The sequence below is a fragment of the Microbacterium sp. zg-YB36 genome, assembly GCF_024623575.2.
Classification (GTDB): Bacteria; Actinomycetota; Actinomycetes; order Actinomycetales; family Microbacteriaceae; genus Microbacterium.
The window spans coordinates 38,381-54,784 of record NZ_JANJFD020000001.1 but is presented as its reverse complement, the minus strand read 5'-3'; the positions used below and the strand labels follow the sequence as shown (position 1 = coordinate 54,784).

The window sequence follows — 16,404 nt, the reverse complement described above, 5'->3', positions numbered from 1 at the left end:
ACCTCATGTAGAGGTTTAAAGAATTGCTGGGTATGCAATTCCCGCTGTGTCCGAAGGTATGCGGAGGGGCCGCCGCGACGTGCAGCGTTACGGGCGTGTCGCGAGATGCGATCGCCAACCCGCGATGCATCGGGTCAGCGGACCACGATCGCGTTCGGGGAGGACACGTCGTAAGCGCTGACGGTCTCGGGCGGGCGGGTCCTCATGATGCTCTCCAGCGCGAGCGCCTTCATCGCGGAATCGTCCGCACCACCCCAGACGATCTTGGTGCCGGTGCCACCGAGGGTCAGGGTGACGTCGTTGGGCGTCGTGGCCGCGACCTCTGTCAGCTGCGCACGGATCCCCGCCGGCAGCGACCGCACCACATGGCCGACCGCCTCGAACGCGTCGGACTGCACGCCGCCGGTCACCTCGATCAGCGGCTCGCCTGCGGGCGGCGTGCTCGTGGTCGACAGCCCGACGCCTGCGGCATCCACCAGTGTGAATCCGGCGGGCGAGGACAGCACGCCGATCGGAGTGCGCTCGACGATCCGCACGATCAGCTCGTGCGGCGGGCGCGCTTCCAGCGAGTACGACTCCACGAGCGGGAATCCCACCAGCGCAGCCTTCACCTCGCTCGAGTCGACCAGCGGCATGGGGGTGCCCAGCTGATCCGACAGGGCCTCTGCCACGGCGGTGGCATCCAGGCGACTGGTGCCCTCCACGGTGATCGACTGCACCGCGAACAGCGGACTGTACGCGGCACCGAGCGTTCCGAGCACGAGCAACGCCACCGCGCCGATACTGCCGAGCCAGACCATCCGGCGGCGGCGCTGGCGGGAGGTGAACCGGCGCACCTCCGCGCGCAGCGTCCGGCGGCGGGCGCGGGCGGCGCGCAGCACATCGCCCAGACCGACCTCTGCGACCGGCTCTGCGGTGTGGTCAGGGGCCGCGGGCGGCAGGCCGGGACGGGTCGGGACGGCCGAGGCCGGTGAGTCGGATGCCGCGTGGTCGTCACGGAAGTGGAAAGGGATGACCGGCGCGAGGGGCACGGTCTCGGCCTCGTCCGGCGCCGGTTCGTGCTGGCTCTCACGCCGTCGCGGCGGGTCGACCGACCGCGGCGGCTCCACCGGCTGCGCCTGGACTGCGGCATCCGGCTCCTCATCGGGGCGCGGCTCCGTCGGCGGCGGCAGCGGGCTGGGCCGGCGCACGGTGACTACTCCCCCGGCCGATCCGGTGCCGCGGCGAGGGCGTCCAGCAGCTGCGGGATGATGAGGTTCACGTTGCCGCAGCCGAGGGTGACGACGTAGTCCCCTTCGCGGGCGACGGCGGCGGTGTAGTCGGCGGCCTGCTGCCAGTCGGCGACGAAGTGCACGCGCTGCGGGTCGCTGAACGCGGTGCTGACCAGTTCGCCGGTGACGCCGGGCACGGGATCCTCGCGTGCGCCGTAGACGTCGAGCACGACGGTGTGGTCGGCGAGCTGTTCGAGCACCTCGGCGAACTCGCGGAACATCTCCTGCGTGCGCGAGTAGGTGTGCGGCTGGTGCAGCGCGATGATGCGCCCGCTGCCCACCACGGTGCGCGCCGCCGACAGTGCGGCGGCGACCTCGGTGGGGTGGTGGGCGTAGTCGTCGTAGACGCTCACGCCGCGCTGCACGCCGTGCAGCTCGAAGCGACGGGCCGTGCCGCCGAACGCTTCGACCGCGCGCAGCGCCGGCTCGAGCCCGTAGCCCAGGGTCAGCAGCACCGCGACCGCGCCGGCGGCGTTGATCGCGTTGTGCGTGCCGGGTACGGTCAGCCGGCCCTGCACCGAGACGCCGTCGTGGGTGAGCGTGAAGGCGACCGGGCCGTCGGTGCGGACGCCGGTGACCCGCACGTCGGCATCCGGGTGCTCACCGAACGTGACCACGTTCGGGTGGCTGACCGCTGCGGCCACGCGTCGGGCACCGGGGTCGTCGCTGGAGATGACGACGGCCTCCCGGGCACCGTCGGCGAAGCGCACGAACCCGTCGTAGAAGGCATCGGCGGTGCCCCAGTGGTCGAGGTGGTCGGGGTCGACGTTCGTGATGAGGGCGATCGAGGTGTCGTAGAGCAGGAATGTGCCGTCGGACTCGTCCGCCTCGATCACGAACAGCTCGTCGGAGCCGGTGCCGCTGGACACGCCCAGCTCGGCGATGACGCCGCCGTTGACGAACGTCGGATCGGCGTCCAGGCGCTGCAGGGCCGTGACGATCATGCCCGTCGACGTGGTCTTGCCGTGGGCGCCGGCCACCGAGACGAGCCGGCGCGAGCCGATCAGCCAGTGCAGCGCCTGCGACCGGTGGATCACGTGCAGGCCGCGCTGCTTGGCGAGCAGGAACTCGGGGTTCTCAGGCCAGATCGCGCCGGTGTGGATGACGGTGTCGACGTCGTCGGCGAGGTTCGCCGCGTCGTGCCCGACGTGCACGGTGGCGCCGCGGGCTGCCAGCGCCCGCAGCGACGGGCTGTCGGCGCGGTCGGAACCGGACACGCGGATGCCGCGGTCGAGGAACATGCCCGCGAGTCCGGACATGCCGGATCCACCGATGCCGATGAAGTGCGCGGCGGAGATGTCGTCGGGTATGGGCAGACTCAGGTCGGGTCGGATCATGGCCCGACAAGTCTAGGTCGCGTGCCCGGTGGGTCGGCTGTGCGGCGCGCGGCGTCAGCCGGCCAGGGCGGCGTCGATCAGAGCGATGACATCCTCGGTGCCGGTGCGGCTGCCGACCGATGCCGCCGCCTTGCGCATGCCGGCCAGCGCCTGGTCATCGCGCAGCAGCGGTACGACCTCGCCGCGCACCCGCTCCGCGGTGAACTCGGCGTCGGGGATCAGGCGCGCCGCCCCGGCGTGGACCGCCGATGAGGCGTTGAGCGCCTGCTCACCGTTGCCCACGGCGTACGGCACGTACACCGCGGGGATTCCCAGGGCGCTGATCTCGCTGACGGTGGCCGCACCGGCGCGCGAGACGATCGCGTCGGCCAGCGCGAAGGCGAGGTCCATGCGGTCGATGTACGGCCGCAGCGCGTAGCCGGAGACGCCCGGGTCGCGCAGCTCGTTCTTCTCCCCCGCCGCCTGCAGCAGCTGCCAGCCGGCATCCACCACGTCCTGCCAGGCGCCGGCGAACGCCTCATTCAGGCGCTGCGCACCCAGCGATCCACCGAAGACGAGCAACGTGGGCCGGGCCGGATCCAGACCGAAGTACGCCGCGGCCTCGGCGCGCAGCGCGTCGCGGTCGAGGTCGACGATCTCGCGCCGCAGCGGCATGCCCACCACGTGGGAGCGCTTCAGCGGCGTGCCGGCGAAGGCCACGCCCACCTTGGCGGCCCGGCGCGCACCGAGCACGTTCGCCAGGCCCGGTCGGGCGTTGGCCTCGTGCACGACGAACGGCACTCGCTCGCGCGCCGCTGCGACGTAGGCCGGTGCCGACGCGTAGCCGCCGAACCCGGCGACAACGTCGACCCGGTGGGCACGGATGTGCGCACGCACCTGCGCCACCGCACGCTGGAACTGTGCCGGGAAGGCCGCCGCGGCGGCGTTCGGCCGACGGGGGAAGGGCACCTTGTCGACGATCAGCAGCTCATACCCGCGCTCGGGCACCAGCCGGGCCTCGAGCCCCTCCCGCGTGCCGAGGACCAGCACGGTGGCCTCGGGGTCGCGGGTGCGCAGCCCGTCGGCGACCGCCAGCAGCGGATTGACATGGCCGGCGGTGCCGCCGCCGGCGAGGAGGTACGTCGTCACCAGACGACCCTAACCCGCGGGTCAGGCCGACGCGGGTGGCTTGACGGGGAGGCTCCGAGCGAACGACAGCAGCACGCCGCACGCCATGAGCACCGACAGCAGCGCCGTCCCACCCTGCGACATGAACGGCAGCGGCACGCCCAGCACCGGGAACACCCGCAGCACGACGCCGATGTTGATCAGCGCCTGCCCGACGATCCACACCGTGATCGCGCCGGCCGCGATGCGCACGAACGGGTCGTCGGTCTTGCGGACCACGTGGAAGGCACCGACGGCGAACAGGGCGAACAGACCCAGTGCCACGACGCATCCGATCAGTCCGAGCTCTTCACCGACGATCGCGAAGATGTAGTCGTGCGCGGCGGCCGGCAGCCACGCGTACTTCTCGCGCGAGTTGCCCAGCCCCAGCCCGAAGAACCCGCCGGCGGCCAGACCCCACACCCCATGCAGCGGCTGATAGCAGCTGTCCAGGTAATCGGCGATGCAGTTGGGGTCGAGGAAGCTCAGGATGCGGGCCATGCGGTTGGGGCTGGTCACCGCCAGCGCGGCAACGGCGACGACCGCACCGATGAGCGGGATGACGAACAGCCGCAGCTTCACACCGGAGAAGAACAGCGCCGCCAGCAGGACGAGCACCAGGATCATCGCGGTGCCGAGGTCCCGGCCGGCCAGGACCGTCCCGATCACCAGCACGCCCACGGGGACGACCGGGATGAACACGTGCTGCCATTTCGTCAGCAGCATGCGCTTACGGAACAGCACCAGCCCGAGCCACAGCGCCAGGGTGAGCTTGAGGAACTCCGACGGCTGCGCCTGGAAGCCGGCGATCGCGATCCAGTTGCGGTTTCCGTCGTTCTCGATGCCGATGCCGGGCACGAATACCAGCAGCTGCAGTGCGGTCGCCCCGATCAGGGCGGGCCAGGCGATCTTCTTCCAGAACCTCACCGGGAAGCGGCTGAGGACGAACATCAACGGGATGCCGATGAGGGCGAACACCGCCTGCTTGATGAGGGTGTCGTAGGGCCCGAGACCGGCGGCGGTGGAGGTCGCGGAGGTCGCGGAGAGCACCATCACCAGGCCAAACCCGGTCAGCAGCAGCGCCGCCGACGAGATCAGCAGGAACTCGCTCGGCACCGGCGCGAACACCTTGCCCAGCGAGACGCGGGCGGCAAGTCCTCCGCGGCCGTCGCCCTCAGCGGGGTCCGTCGGGGGTGTCGTGCGGCTGCTCGTCGTGTTCGCCACCACGTCCCCTCCCGATTCGTTCACGTACCGCCGCCGCGAAGCGGTGGCCGCGGTCTGCGTAGGACGCGAACTGGTCGAAGGATGCTGCGGCGGGGGCCAGTAGCACCACGTCCCCGTCCCGGGCGATTCCCGCCGCCAGTTCCACGACCCGCGTCATGACCTCTTCAGTGTCCGTGTCGTCCACCTCGAAAACCGGGACCGCCGGGGCGTGTCGCTCGAACGCCGCCGTCACGGCGGTGCGGTCGGCGCCGATCACGATCGCCGCTTTCGCGCGCGCGCCGCGACCGGCGACGAGGTCGGAGATGTCCACGCCCTTCAGCAGTCCGCCCACGACCCAGACCGCCCCCGGGAAGGCTGCCAGCGACGAGGCGGCGGCGTGGGGGTTAGTCGCCTTGGAGTCGTCGACCCAGGTGATGCCACCGGCGACGGCGACAACTTCGATGCGGTGCGGATCGAGCCGGAACTCCTGCAGCGCCGCGGCGATCGCCGCCGGCGGCACATCGAGCGCGCGGGCCAGGGCACTGGCGGCCAGGATGTTCGCCACGACGTGCGGGGCGGCAAGGCCATGCTCTGCCAGTTCGGCGACCGTCGTCAGTTCCAGCGCGGTGGTGTGCCGTTCGTCGAGGAACGCACGGTCCACGAGGATGCCGTCGACGACGCCGAGGTCACTGGGGCCGGGCACGCCGAGATCGAATCCGATCGCGCGGCAACCGTCCACCACCTCGGCCTCTTCGACCATCTCGCGGGTGGCGATATCGGCCTTGTTGTAGACGCAGGCGATGCGGGTGTGGTTGTAGACGACGGCCTTGGCGTCGCGGTACGCCGCGAACGAGCCGTGCCACTGCAGGTGGTCGTCGGCGAGGTTGAGGCACACCGCCGCGGCCGGCGACACCGGCTGCGGACCCTGCTGCAACCCGAGGTACCACAGCTGATGGCTGGACAGTTCGACCACGAGCACGTCGAAGCCGGCCGGGTCGCGCACCGCGTCGAGCACCGGAACGCCGATGTTGCCGCAGGGCGCGGCGCGCAGCCCGCCCTCGGTCATCATGGTCGCGGCGAGACGGGTCGTCGTGGTCTTGCCGTTGGTCCCGGTGACCAGCACCCAGTCGGCGGGGCGGCCGTCGGGGCGCAGGACCTTGTCGCGCACCCGCCAGGCCAGTTCGATGTCACCCCACAGCGCGATGCCGGCATCCTGCGCCCACCGGATGACCGGGTGGTGCGGGGCGAAGCCCGGCGAGGCGACGATGACGTCGGGGGCGAACGAGGCCAAGTCCGCAGGCACGTCGTCAAGCGCACCGGTCCACAGGTCCGCTCCGATCACCGGCAGCAGCCGGGCGTACTCCTCGGCGGCGGTCTCGGTCACCACGAGCACCCGTGCGCCGAGTTCCGCGAGCGTGTCGGCGACCGAGAATCCCGTCACCGACAGCCCCAGCACCGCTACGCGCAGTCCCCGCCAGTCGGCGTGCCAACTGGTGAGTGCGTCCAGGCGATCGCTCATTGTGCTGCGAGCCACTCGACGTAGAACAGTCCGACGCCGGTCACCGCGAGCATGCCGGCGATGATCCACATGCGCACCACGATGGTGATCTCCGGCCAGCCGCGCAGTTCGAGGTGATGGTGGAACGGGCTCATCAGGAAGATGCGTTTGCCACCGGTCGCCTTGAAGTAGTAGCGCTGCAGTACGACCGAACCCGGCGCGATGACGAAGACGCCGGCGATGAGCACGGCCAGCAGCTCGGTGCGGGTCAGCACCGACATCGCGACGATGACGCCGCCGATGGCCATGGAGCCGACGTCACCCATGAAGATCTTCGCCTTCGGGGCATTCCACCACAGGAACCCGACCAGCGCGCCGACGAACGACGCGGCGACGATCGTGAGGTCCAGCGGATCGCGGGTGTTGTAGCAGGCGTCCGCGTAGGCCGGCACGAGGGCGGCGCTGGTGCACCGCTGCTGGAACTGCCAGAACGCCACGAGCGCGTAGGCCGAGACGGTGAAGATGCCGGCACCGGTGGACAGGCCGTCCAGTCCGTCGGTGAGGTTGGTGGCGTTGGACCACGCGACGGACAGGAACGACACCCACGCGAGGTACAGGACCCAGCCGATGATCGCGCCGAGCGCCATGAACGACAGCACCGGGATGTCGCGGAACAGCGAGATGTGCGCCGAGGCGGGGGTGAACCCGTGGATGTTGGGGAAGTTCAGGGCGAGGATGCCGAACGGCACTGCCACGAGCACCTGCCCCAGCACCTTGCGCCAGCCGGACAGGCCGAGGCTGCGCTGGCTGCGCACCTTCATCATGTCGTCGACCAGGCCCACGGCGCCCAGGCCCACCATCATCCACAGCACCAGCAGGCCGGACGGGGTGGGCGGGCTGCCGCCGGTGTAGGTGCCGGCGAAGTACCCGATGAGTGCACCGAGGATGAAGATGATGCCGCCCATCGTGGGCGTGCCGCGCTTGGCGGCGTGCTGCGGGTTGTTGCCGTCCTCGGGGGTGCGGATCACCTGACCCCAGCCGAGCCGTTCGAACAGTCTGATGAACAGCGGCGTGAGGAACAGTGTGAACGCGAGTGAGATCGTCGCGGCTACCAGGAGGGATCTCACGAGAACGATTCTCCCAGACGATCGCCCAGATGCCGCAGGCCCGCGGCGTTGGAGGATTTGACCAGCACGCGGTCGCCGTCGCGCAGCTCCGACATCAAGTAGTCGTACGCCTCGTCGGCGGTGGCGAAGAACACCGCCTCACCGTCCCACGAGCCTTCCGAGATCACCGAGATGAACAGCCGGCGCGCTTCGGGGCCGACCACGACGATGCGGCGGATGTTCAGGCGCACCGCCAGCAGGCCGATGCGGTCGTGCTCGTCGCCGGAGAACTCCCCCAGCTCGCTCATCGCACCCAGCACCGCGACGGTGCGTTCGCCGGGAGCGGCGATCTGCGCGAGGGTGCGCAACGCTGCCGCCATCGAATCGGGGCTGGCGTTGTACGCGTCGTTGATGATGCGCACCCGGGCCGAACCCAGCGGCTGCATCCGCCAGCGCTCCGCCAGCTCGAGGGTCTCCAGCCGGGCGATCGCGACGTCGGGGGCGACGCCGAGCGCGGTGGCGGCGGTGATCGCGGCGAGGGCGTTCATGACGTGGTGCTCCCCCAGCACCTGCAGGCGCAGCGGCAGTCGCTCCCCGTCGACGATGACCGTGCACGTCGTGCCGTCGGCATCCACTTCGACCTCTTCCGCCCGCACGTCCGCGGTCGGGCCCCGACCGAACCAGCGCACGGCCTCGTGGCGTTGCGCGGCGATCTGCGCCATCGTGACCACCCGCGGGTCGTCGGCGTTGAGCACCGCGATGCCGCCGGGGCGGACGGCGTGGATCAGCTCGGACTTGGCCCGCAGGGTCGCCTCCACGCCGCCGAAGCCGCCCGCGTGGGCCATGCCCACCATCAGCACGACGCCGACGTCGGGATCGACCAGTCCTGCCAGCCGCGCGATCTCGCCGGGTCCGCTCGCACCGAACTCGCTGACGAGGTAGCGCGTGTCGTGGGTGACCCGCAGCATCGTCAGCGGGGCGCCGACCTCGTTGTTGAACGAGGCGCGGGGGGCGATCGTCTCCCCCTCGCCCTCCAGGATGCGGGCGAGCATGTTCTTGGTGGTGGTCTTGCCGTTGGAGCCGGTGATGCCCACCACGAACAGGTTCCCGTGCGCGCGGACGCGCGCGACGACCTCGCGCGCGAGGTCGGCCAGCGCGGTGACGACGTCGGCGACCACGACCTGCGACACGGCGGCGGCGACCGGGCGTTCCACGATCGCCAGCGTCGCGCCGCGCTGCACGGCGGCGTCGACGAATTCGTGGCCGTCAGTGGTCTCGCCGGGTTTGGCGACGAAGATGCCGCCCGGCTCGATCAGCCGCGAGTCGGTGTCGACGGCGCCGGACACGACGGTGTCCGGGCCGGCGCCTGCAGCCGGGCGCAGCTCACCGGAGGTGGCTCGCGCCACCTCGGCAAACGTCAAGGCAATCATGGGTGTCCGTTCTCGATCACGAGCACGCGCGCGCCCGCGTCGGGGGCGGCGATCACTGCGTCTTGGGAAGAAGTGGCGTCTGCGATTCAGACGGCAGGACGCGGTAGTTCTTGAGCACCTGCGTCATTGCCTTCTGGAAGGCCTGGCGGTTGGCGGCAGACGACTTAATGGTAGTCGGCTCGTCGAGCGTGGTGAGAACGATGTACTGGGGGTCGTCCGCCGGGACGATGCCGATGAGCGACGTGAAGTACACGCCCGCCTTGTACCCGTTCTCGCCGGCGACCTGGGCCGTACCGGTCTTCGCAGCGATGCGGTAGCCGTCGACGGCGATGAACTCGGCCATCTGCGCCTGGACGGCGACGTTTTCGAGCATGAGGGTCACGGCATCCGCCGCTTCCTTCGACACGACCTGCTCGGGCTCGGGGAGGTCGGGCTTGACGACCGTGCCGTCGGCGAGCGTGCAGGACTCCACCAGCGACAGCGGCATCTTCAGGCCGCCGTTCGCGAGCGCCTGGTAGGCGCTGGCGACCTGCGGGGAGGTCATCGTGTACCCCTGCCCGAACGTCGTGGCGTAGAACTGCTGGTTGTCCCAGTCGGATGCCGGGGCGAGGTCGCCCTTCGGCTCGGACGGCCAGCCGATCGCCGTGCCGTGACCCACGCCGAAGCGCTGCAGGTAGTCGTACCGGGCCTGTGCCGACAGCATCTCGCCGAACTTCGACAGCGCGACGTTCGAGGAGTCCACGAGCGCCCCGGTCAGGGTGTAGTTGAGCACGGGGTGCGACTCGAAGTCACCCACCCGCGCGCCGTTGGGGAAGGTCTCGTAGTCGCCCGCGGTGACCGTGGTCAACGGGGTCGCCACCCCGGCGTCGATGACGCTCGCGGCGGTGATGGCCTTGAGCGTCGAGCCGGGCTCGTACGAGTTGAGGAACAGCCGGGAGCCGCGGTCCTCAGCTGCGGACGCTGCGACGTTGTTGGGGTCGACGGTCGGGTACTCGGCGGCGGCGCGGATCTTGCCGGTCGCGACCTCGAGCACGAAGATCGTGCCGCTCTTGGCCTGCTTGTTCTGCACCTCTTCGGCGATGAGCTGCTGCATGTACCACTGCAGGTCGCGGTCGATCGTCAGCTGCAGGGTGCCGCCGTTGACGGCGGGGGTCTCCACGGCGGTGCCGGGGATGACGACGCCGTCCTTGCCTCGTTGGTAGGCCAGCTCGCCGTCGGCCGAAGCAAGGCAGTCGTTCTCGATCTGCTCGATCCCCGCCAGCGGCTCACCGTCGGACCCGACGAAGCCGACCAGGTTCCCGGCCACCGCCCCGTCGGGGTAGGTGCGCTGCGGGTGCATGTCGAAGCTCAGGTACGGGGCGCGCAGATCCGCCAGGGCGCGGTACTGCTCGGTCGTCAGCCCCTTCTTCAGGTAGGCGAACCGGCTGCCGGCATCCTGGGCGAGGGCGTCATCGACGATCTTGATGATCTCGTCGGCGCTCTGCCCGGTGATGGCGCCGATCTCGGCGGCCACCTGATCCCAGGGCACCTCCACCTCGACGCCGTCGACCTCGCGCTCGACCGCCCCGACATTGACGGGGTCGAGCTTGCCGTCATACATCAGGATGCTGGTGGCCAGGGCCTCGCCGTCCGCATCGACGATCTCACCCCGCGCGCCGTAGAGGTCTTCGGTGGCACCCAATGCGAGCGCCTGCGAGTCGGCGATGTGCTCGTCGGCGTTGACAACCTGGATGTCCACCAGCCGCACGATGAATCCGGACAGCACGGCGAGTACGACAGCGAGCGCGACGACGGTACGTCGGCGGGGACTGCGGGTGGCTCGTGTCGTCATGGCTCTCAGTGGGTGCGCGGTACGGGCAGGCCGTCTGTGACGGGCGGAGGCGTGGGGGATTCCGGCGCGGCGGCTACCGGTGCGGTGGCGTCCGGCGCGGTGGCGGCGGATTCCTCCGCCTCGACGGGGGCGCCCCCGATGGTCGTGGACGGTGCGGTGACCAGCGGGGCCTCGGCGATGAGGGCGTTGGGGACGGACGCACGGCCGAGGGCGTCGATGGTCGATCCACCGAGGGAGGCGGCGCCCGTGCCGAGCACGGCGCCGTCGCTGAGCCGCAGGTAACTCGGCGACTCGGCGATGACCATGCCCAGGGCGGAGGCGTTCGCCGCCAGGAACTGGGGCGAGTTCAACCCGGCGACGTCGTCGGTGAGGATCTGCTTCTGGTACGTCAGGTCGCGCTGCTCGCGGGTCAGCTGCGCCACTTCGTACGACCCCTGGGTCGTGAGGATCGACAGGCCCATCTGGACGGCGCCGATGGCGACGGCGCCGGCGACGGCGATGATGCCGTAGAGCCGGCGGGGACGGCGCCGCGGTTGCGGGGCGGCGACGACCTCGAGCCGACGGGTCGGCCGCGGCGTGTAGGACGGGAGCGCGGTGGCGGTGGCCACGGAGCTCAGGGGCAGGGCGTTCATATGTCCTCACGCAGACGTTCGGCGGCGCGCAAGCGCACGGGCGTCGCTCGGGGGTTGCGGGCGCGCTCCTCGGCGGAGGCGAGTTCGGCGCCCCTCACCAGCAGCCGGAACCGCGGCGCATGTTCGGCGAGCTCCACCGGGAGTCCGGCGGGAGCGGTGGAGGCGGATGCCGCGGCCAGTTCGCGCTTGACCAGGCGGTCCTCGAGGGATTGGTAGGACAGCACGACGATGCGCCCGCCGACCGGCAGCAGGCGCAGCGCGGCCGGTACGGCCCGCTCCAGCGCGGCCAGCTCGGCGTTGACTTCGACGCGCAGGGCCTGGAACACCCGTTTGGCGGGGTGTCCGGCGGCCTTCAACGCGGCGGGGGTCGCCTCCTGGAGGATGTCCACGAGGTGTCCGGACCGCTGGATCGGCGCGGTGCCGCGCGCGGCGATGATCGCGCGGGCGTAACGGCCGGCCAGCTTCTCCTCGCCGTAGCGTTCGAAGATGCGGCGCAGGTCGCCTTCGCCGTAGGTCGCGAGGATGTCCGCTGCGGTGGTTCCGCTGCTCTGGTCCATCCGCATGTCCAGCGGCGCGTCCCGCGCATAGGCGAAGCCGCGGTCGGCTTCATCCAGCTGCAGCGAGGACACTCCGAGGTCGAACAGGATCGCGTCGGCGGCGGTGGCGCCGGTGGAGGCCACGGCCTCGGCGATGCCGTCGTAGACGGTGTGGACGAGGCTCACGCGGTCGCCGAAGCGGGCCAGCCGCTCCCCCGCGATGCGCAGCGCATCGCGGTCGCGGTCGAGGCCGATCAGGCGTGCCTGCGGGAATCGCTCCAGCAGCGCCTCGGAGTGACCGCCCATGCCGAGGGTCGCATCGACGAAAACGGCTCCCTCGTGCTGGAGGGCAGGGCCGAGCAGCTCGAGGCAACGCTCGAGCATGACGGGGGTATGAATGTCGCGGAGGTTCATAGTGCGGGGGCCCGATCCTCGATCCTGATCCCCATCCGCTCCGACCTGACGCCGGGGAAGTGCGTCAGGGCAAGCGGCTGGGAGTCACGATCGAGGCTCAGAAGAGGCCCGGAATCACCTCCTGCTCCATGTCCGAGTAGCTGTCTTCGTTTCCTTCTGCGTACGCGTTCCACGCGTCCGCGTCCCAGATCTCCGCGTGAGCGCCGACGCCGGTGAGGATGAGCTCGCGCCCGAGGTTGGCGTAGGTGCGCAGTGGTGGCGGGATCGTGATGCGGTTCTGGCCGTCCGGCTTCTCGGCGCTGGCCCCCGAGAGGAACATGCGCTGGAAGTCGCGGGACTGCTTGTTTGTCAGGGGCGCTTCGCGGATGCGCTCGTACACCCGCTCGAACTCGGCAGTGCTGAACACATACAGGCAGCGCTCCTGCCCGCGGGTGATCACGACGCCGCCGCCGAGATCGTCGCGGAACTTCGCGGGAAGGATGACCCGACCCTTGTCGTCGAGTTTGGGAGTGTGCGTGCCCAACAACATCGCAGTCCACCCCCTTCATCCGGCCCCGCCAAGGTAGCGCCACTTTACTCCACTTCCCTCCACTTCACTACACTCCGTGGCGAAATACCCTCTTGCGCCCCCCACCGCACCCCGGGCGCACGAAAAAAGAGCACCGACCCTGAGGTCGGTGCTCTTGCTTTCGTGCCGGTCAGCGGCCGTCTTGGCGGCGATCCCAGCGATCGTTCATGCGATCCATGAAGGAAGTGGAGGAAGGTGGAGCGGTCGGGCGCGGGCGGTTGCCGCTGGCAGGTGCGCGACCGGCTCCGCGGGTCGGTGTGACCGCGAGCACCACTCCGCCCAGCATCACGATGAACGCGATGACGCCGATGGCGACGAAGCCCGTCGATACCCCAGCGATGAGACCGCCGAGGCCGAGGAGCACGAGAACCGTGCCGTAGACGATGTTGCGGTAGCTGAGCGTCCGCCCATCGCGGGGCGCGCTCACCACGTCTGCGTCGTTTCGCATGAGATGGCGTTCCATCTCATCGAGCAGGCGCTGCTCCTGTTCGGACAGTGGCATGCATCCCCCTTGTCGAGGTCCCAATAGGGGACGATTCTAACCGTCCCGGTCAGAACTAGGCTAGGCCCGTGTCGCCCATCCCGGATCCCATCGAGGCTGTTTCACAGCGACTCATCGCATTCTTCGCAGAGCAGCGCGACGTCGCCCGAGCGGAGGGCCCCGAAGCGATCTCCTTCGTCGAAGCCGGCGCGCGCGCCGTCGGCGGCGGAAAGCGGTTGCGCGCCCGCTTCTGCGTGACCGGCTGGCGAGCCGTCGCCGAAGCCGGCGGCAGGCGCCCTGGCCCCGTCCCGCCGGAGGTCATCGCCGCCGCCGCCGCGCTGGAGATCTTCCAGGCCGCCGCCCTGGTGCACGACGACCTCATCGACAACTCCGACACCCGCCGCGGCCGGCCGTCTGCCCATCGGGCGCTGGAGGCAGGGCATCAGGATGCCGGCTGGATCGGCGATGCCGCGACGTTCGGCCGCTCAGCGGCGATCCTGCTGGGCGACCTGCTGGTGGCCTGGAGCGACGATCTGCTCGAAGGGGGCCTGGCCGGCGTCGCCGACACCGCGCGCGCGGCGACCGCCCGCCGCGACTACGCCGTCATGCGGCGCGATGTCACGGTCGGCCAGTTCTTGGACATCGCCGAAGAGGCGGCGTTCCGGCAATCGCCCGACAGTGAGCACGCCGCCAGAGCGCTGCGGGTGGCATCCCTCAAATCCGCCCGCTACAGCGTGCAGCAGCCGCTGCTGATGGGGGCCGCTCTCGCCGGCGCCGACCAGGAGCAGCGCGACGCCCTCGCGGCCTTCGGGCACCCGGTGGGGCTGGCCTTCCAGCTGCGCGACGACGTGTTGGGCGTCTTCGGCGACGCCGCGGTCACCGGCAAGCCGTCGGGCGACGATCTGCGCGAGGGGAAGCGGACCGTGCTCATCGCGTACGCCCGGGAGTCCCTGCCCGCCGGTGCACGGCACACCATCGACGAACTCGTCGGCGATCCGCTCCTGGACGACGACCAGGTCGCCGCCCTGCAGCGCACGATCGTCGAATCCGGCGCGCTGGCACGGGTGGAGAAGCTCATCGCCGGCTATGCCGCCGACGCCGACCGCGCGCTGCGCGGGGCACGCCTCGGCGACGCCGCGGTGGGCGAGCTGCGCGATCTGACCCGCGCGGCGACTAACCGCTCGTCCTGATCAGTCGACGGTCAGCGCGACGCGACGAACTTCGCTCTTGCGACCCTGCCGCAGCGCTTCGATGGGCGCCAGGCCGATCGAGTCCTCGTAGTCCAGCAGCCAGTCGATAGCCTCGTCGTCGCTCAGGCCGGCGTCGTGCAGGACGATGACCGTGCCGCGCAGCGAGGACAGCGGGTGCCCGTCGACGATGAACACCTCCGGAACGGCCAGCTTGCCGGTGCGTCGGGAGGCGACGAGGTGGTACTCGTCGATCAAGCGCCGCACCCGGCCCAGCGGCTCGCCGAGAACCTCGACGAGTTCGGGCAGTGTCAGCCAGGCGGTCTCGGTACGCGAAGGGGTGGTGTCGCCGGTCACCCTCCCATGATTGCATCCGTGCGCGGCTGGCCCGACCGGTTTATGAGAATCTCATCATTCACACAAGCCACTTACGCCTCTTCCGTTGACGCCTGTCCCACTTCCGTGACAGCGTGACGAGGTCGAAAGGAGGCACCCGACATGCGATCACCCCACGCATTCGCGACGGCACGAGCCGCCGCACACACCCTCGCGCCCGCCTCCAGGCCGAGGTCCGCGACATCGTTCGCAAAGAACTGGCCGGCCGCCGTGGCCGGTTCGGTGGCGCTGCTGCTGGCATCCGCGCCGGCAGCGCACGCCGCCGAGCCGCAGCGCGGCGCGGCAGGCATGCAGCCCACCGCACAGCAGGGCAGGAGCGCCGCCACGCACGTGGCGCCGGCATCCGTCACCCCGCCGACGACGCACGTCGTGCAGCCCGGTGACACGATCAGCGCGATCGCCGCCGCTCACGGCCTGCGCGTGGCCGAAGTGCTCGCGCTGAACGGCCTCTCCTGGTCGTCGGTCATCCAGCCCGGCCAGACGATCCAGCTCGCGGCCACTCCCGCTGCCGCTCCCCCGGCTGCAGCGCCTCCGGCACCCGCCGCGGCGTACACGATCGCCGCGGGCGACACCATGAGCGCCATCGCGTCGCGTCACGGCGTGGCCACCGACGCGCTGCTGGCCGCCAACGGGATGGACCGGTCGTCGATCATCTACCCGGGCCAGAGCATCGCCCTTCCCGGCGCGGGCATGGAGCTCGCGGCATCCGTCGCCCCGGCAGCTCCCGCCCCGACTCCGGTCGTCACGGCCGGTTCCTACCAGATCGCCGCCGGCGACACGATGACCGGCGTCGCCGGGACCCACGGCGTGTCCTTGGATGCGCTCCTCGCCGCCAACGGCATGGATCGCTCGTCGATCATCTATCCCGGCCAGTCCATCGCGATCCCCGCCGCCACGACCGCCGGGCTCGACGCGGAGCAGGCCGACAACGCCCGCACCATCATCCGCATCGGCCGGGAACTGGGTATCTCGGACCGCGGCATCGCGATCGCGCTGGCCACCGGCATGGTCGAATCGTGGCTGCGCAACCTGGATTGGGGCGACCGCGATTCGCTGGGCGTGTTCCAGCAGCGGCCCAGCCAGGGCTGGGGCACTGCGGAGCAGGTCCGAGACCTCGACCGCGCGACCCGCGTGTTCTTCGGCGGCGCGGGCGACCCCAACGGCGACGCGAGCCGCGGCCTGCGCGATATCGCCGGGTGGGAGTCGCTCGGCTTCAGCGACGCCGCTCAAGCCGTGCAGGTCTCGGCCTATCCCGAACGCTACGGCGAGTGGGAAGACGAGGCGTACGCGTGGCTGGCGGCGCTGGACTGAGCACAAACGGAGGCGGCCGGGGGTGAGCCGCTACGCGGTGAGCACCGGCACCGTCCG

The 16,404-nt window shown here is 70.6% G+C and carries 15 protein-coding genes; 2 read left to right on the top strand and 13 right to left on the bottom strand.

What is annotated here, in order from left to right:
• Window positions 1-134 precede the first annotated feature (134 nt).
• The 12 genes from NQ151_RS00245 to NQ151_RS00190 form a co-directional block, all read right to left on the bottom strand.
• The gene (locus NQ151_RS00245; protein ID WP_257526661.1) at window positions 135-1,190 is read right to left on the bottom strand and encodes an FtsQ-type POTRA domain-containing protein; all 1,056 of its coding nucleotides are present in this window, start codon (window positions 1,188-1,190) and stop codon (window positions 135-137) included.
• Window positions 1,191-1,195: 5 nt separating this feature from the next.
• Complete coding sequence (gene murC / locus NQ151_RS00240) at window positions 1,196-2,608, bottom strand: UDP-N-acetylmuramate--L-alanine ligase (RefSeq protein WP_257526660.1); 1,413 nt, start codon at window positions 2,606-2,608, stop codon at window positions 1,196-1,198.
• 54 nt (window positions 2,609-2,662) lie between these two features.
• The gene (locus tag NQ151_RS00235) at window positions 2,663-3,736 is read right to left on the bottom strand and encodes a UDP-N-acetylglucosamine--N-acetylmuramyl-(pentapeptide) pyrophosphoryl-undecaprenol N-acetylglucosamine transferase (RefSeq protein ID WP_257526659.1); all 1,074 of its coding nucleotides are present in this window, start codon (window positions 3,734-3,736) and stop codon (window positions 2,663-2,665) included.
• A gap of 21 nt (window positions 3,737-3,757) precedes the next feature.
• Complete coding sequence (gene ftsW / locus NQ151_RS00230; RefSeq protein ID WP_257526658.1) at window positions 3,758-4,978, bottom strand: putative lipid II flippase FtsW; 1,221 nt, start codon at window positions 4,976-4,978, stop codon at window positions 3,758-3,760.
• Window positions 4,929-6,476: a UDP-N-acetylmuramoyl-L-alanine--D-glutamate ligase gene (gene murD / locus NQ151_RS00225; protein ID WP_257526657.1), complete on the bottom strand. Its 1,548-nt coding sequence runs from the start codon at window positions 6,474-6,476 to the stop codon at window positions 4,929-4,931. Before murD ends, ftsW begins: the two co-directional genes overlap by 50 nt.
• The gene (mraY, locus tag NQ151_RS00220; protein WP_257510037.1) at window positions 6,473-7,582 is read right to left on the bottom strand and encodes a phospho-N-acetylmuramoyl-pentapeptide-transferase; all 1,110 of its coding nucleotides are present in this window, start codon (window positions 7,580-7,582) and stop codon (window positions 6,473-6,475) included. Before mraY ends, murD begins: the two co-directional genes overlap by 4 nt.
• The gene (locus NQ151_RS00215) at window positions 7,579-8,991 is read right to left on the bottom strand and encodes a UDP-N-acetylmuramoyl-tripeptide--D-alanyl-D-alanine ligase (protein ID WP_257526656.1); all 1,413 of its coding nucleotides are present in this window, start codon (window positions 8,989-8,991) and stop codon (window positions 7,579-7,581) included. Before NQ151_RS00215 ends, mraY begins: the two co-directional genes overlap by 4 nt.
• A gap of 52 nt (window positions 8,992-9,043) precedes the next feature.
• Window positions 9,044-10,822 (bottom strand): peptidoglycan D,D-transpeptidase FtsI family protein, encoded by a 1,779-nt coding sequence (locus NQ151_RS00210; RefSeq protein WP_257510039.1) that lies wholly within the window; start codon window positions 10,820-10,822, stop codon window positions 9,044-9,046.
• 5 nt (window positions 10,823-10,827) lie between these two features.
• On the bottom strand, window positions 10,828-11,454 hold the full coding sequence (gene ftsL / locus NQ151_RS00205) for a cell division protein FtsL (protein WP_257510040.1): 627 nt from the start codon (window positions 11,452-11,454) through the stop codon (window positions 10,828-10,830).
• Window positions 11,451-12,404: a 16S rRNA (cytosine(1402)-N(4))-methyltransferase RsmH gene (gene rsmH, locus NQ151_RS00200; RefSeq protein WP_257510041.1), complete on the bottom strand. Its 954-nt coding sequence runs from the start codon at window positions 12,402-12,404 to the stop codon at window positions 11,451-11,453. Before rsmH ends, ftsL begins: the two co-directional genes overlap by 4 nt.
• Before the next feature lie 97 nt (window positions 12,405-12,501).
• Window positions 12,502-12,933, bottom strand: coding sequence for a division/cell wall cluster transcriptional repressor MraZ (mraZ, locus tag NQ151_RS00195; protein ID WP_257526655.1), 432 nt, complete (start codon window positions 12,931-12,933; stop codon window positions 12,502-12,504).
• Window positions 12,934-13,102: 169 nt separating this feature from the next.
• The gene (locus tag NQ151_RS00190; protein ID WP_257510043.1) at window positions 13,103-13,474 is read right to left on the bottom strand and encodes an SCO2097 family morphological protein; all 372 of its coding nucleotides are present in this window, start codon (window positions 13,472-13,474) and stop codon (window positions 13,103-13,105) included.
• A gap of 68 nt (window positions 13,475-13,542) precedes the next feature.
• On the opposite strand from NQ151_RS00190, the gene NQ151_RS00185 reads away from it, so the two are divergent.
• Window positions 13,543-14,643, top strand: coding sequence for a polyprenyl synthetase family protein (locus tag NQ151_RS00185; protein WP_257526654.1), 1,101 nt, complete (start codon window positions 13,543-13,545; stop codon window positions 14,641-14,643).
• Here NQ151_RS00185 and NQ151_RS00180 read toward each other — a convergent pair whose 3' ends face one another.
• Window positions 14,644-14,997 carry an Rv2175c family DNA-binding protein gene (locus NQ151_RS00180; protein WP_257510045.1) on the bottom strand — a complete coding sequence of 118 codons (354 nt, stop codon included), beginning with the start codon at window positions 14,995-14,997 and terminating at the stop codon, window positions 14,644-14,646.
• A 141-nt stretch (window positions 14,998-15,138) separates the two neighbouring features.
• On the opposite strand from NQ151_RS00180, the gene NQ151_RS00175 reads away from it, so the two are divergent.
• Window positions 15,139-16,347 carry a lytic transglycosylase gene (locus NQ151_RS00175; protein ID WP_257526653.1) on the top strand — a complete coding sequence of 403 codons (1,209 nt, stop codon included), beginning with the start codon at window positions 15,139-15,141 and terminating at the stop codon, window positions 16,345-16,347.
• Window positions 16,348-16,404: the final 57 nt, after the last annotated feature.

What these genes read in the sequence shown, in the direction of transcription:
- NQ151_RS00215 (WP_257526656.1), bottom strand. Translation starts at nt 8,991, where the DNA reads ATGATTGCCTTGACGTTTGCCGAGGTGGCGCGAGCCACCTCCGGTGAG.
- mraZ (WP_257526655.1), bottom strand. Translation starts at nt 12,933, where the DNA reads ATGTTGTTGGGCACGCACACTCCCAAACTCGACGACAAGGGTCGGGTC.
- murC (WP_257526660.1), bottom strand. Translation starts at nt 2,608, where the DNA reads ATGATCCGACCCGACCTGAGTCTGCCCATACCCGACGACATCTCCGCC.
- murD (WP_257526657.1), bottom strand. Translation starts at nt 6,476, where the DNA reads ATGAGCGATCGCCTGGACGCACTCACCAGTTGGCACGCCGACTGGCGG.
- NQ151_RS00175 (WP_257526653.1), top strand. Translation starts at nt 15,139, where the DNA reads ATGCGATCACCCCACGCATTCGCGACGGCACGAGCCGCCGCACACACC.
- ftsL (WP_257510040.1), bottom strand. Translation starts at nt 11,454, where the DNA reads ATGAACGCCCTGCCCCTGAGCTCCGTGGCCACCGCCACCGCGCTCCCG.
- NQ151_RS00190 (WP_257510043.1), bottom strand. Translation starts at nt 13,474, where the DNA reads ATGCCACTGTCCGAACAGGAGCAGCGCCTGCTCGATGAGATGGAACGC.
- rsmH (WP_257510041.1), bottom strand. Translation starts at nt 12,404, where the DNA reads ATGAACCTCCGCGACATTCATACCCCCGTCATGCTCGAGCGTTGCCTC.
- NQ151_RS00210 (WP_257510039.1), bottom strand. Translation starts at nt 10,822, where the DNA reads ATGACGACACGAGCCACCCGCAGTCCCCGCCGACGTACCGTCGTCGCG.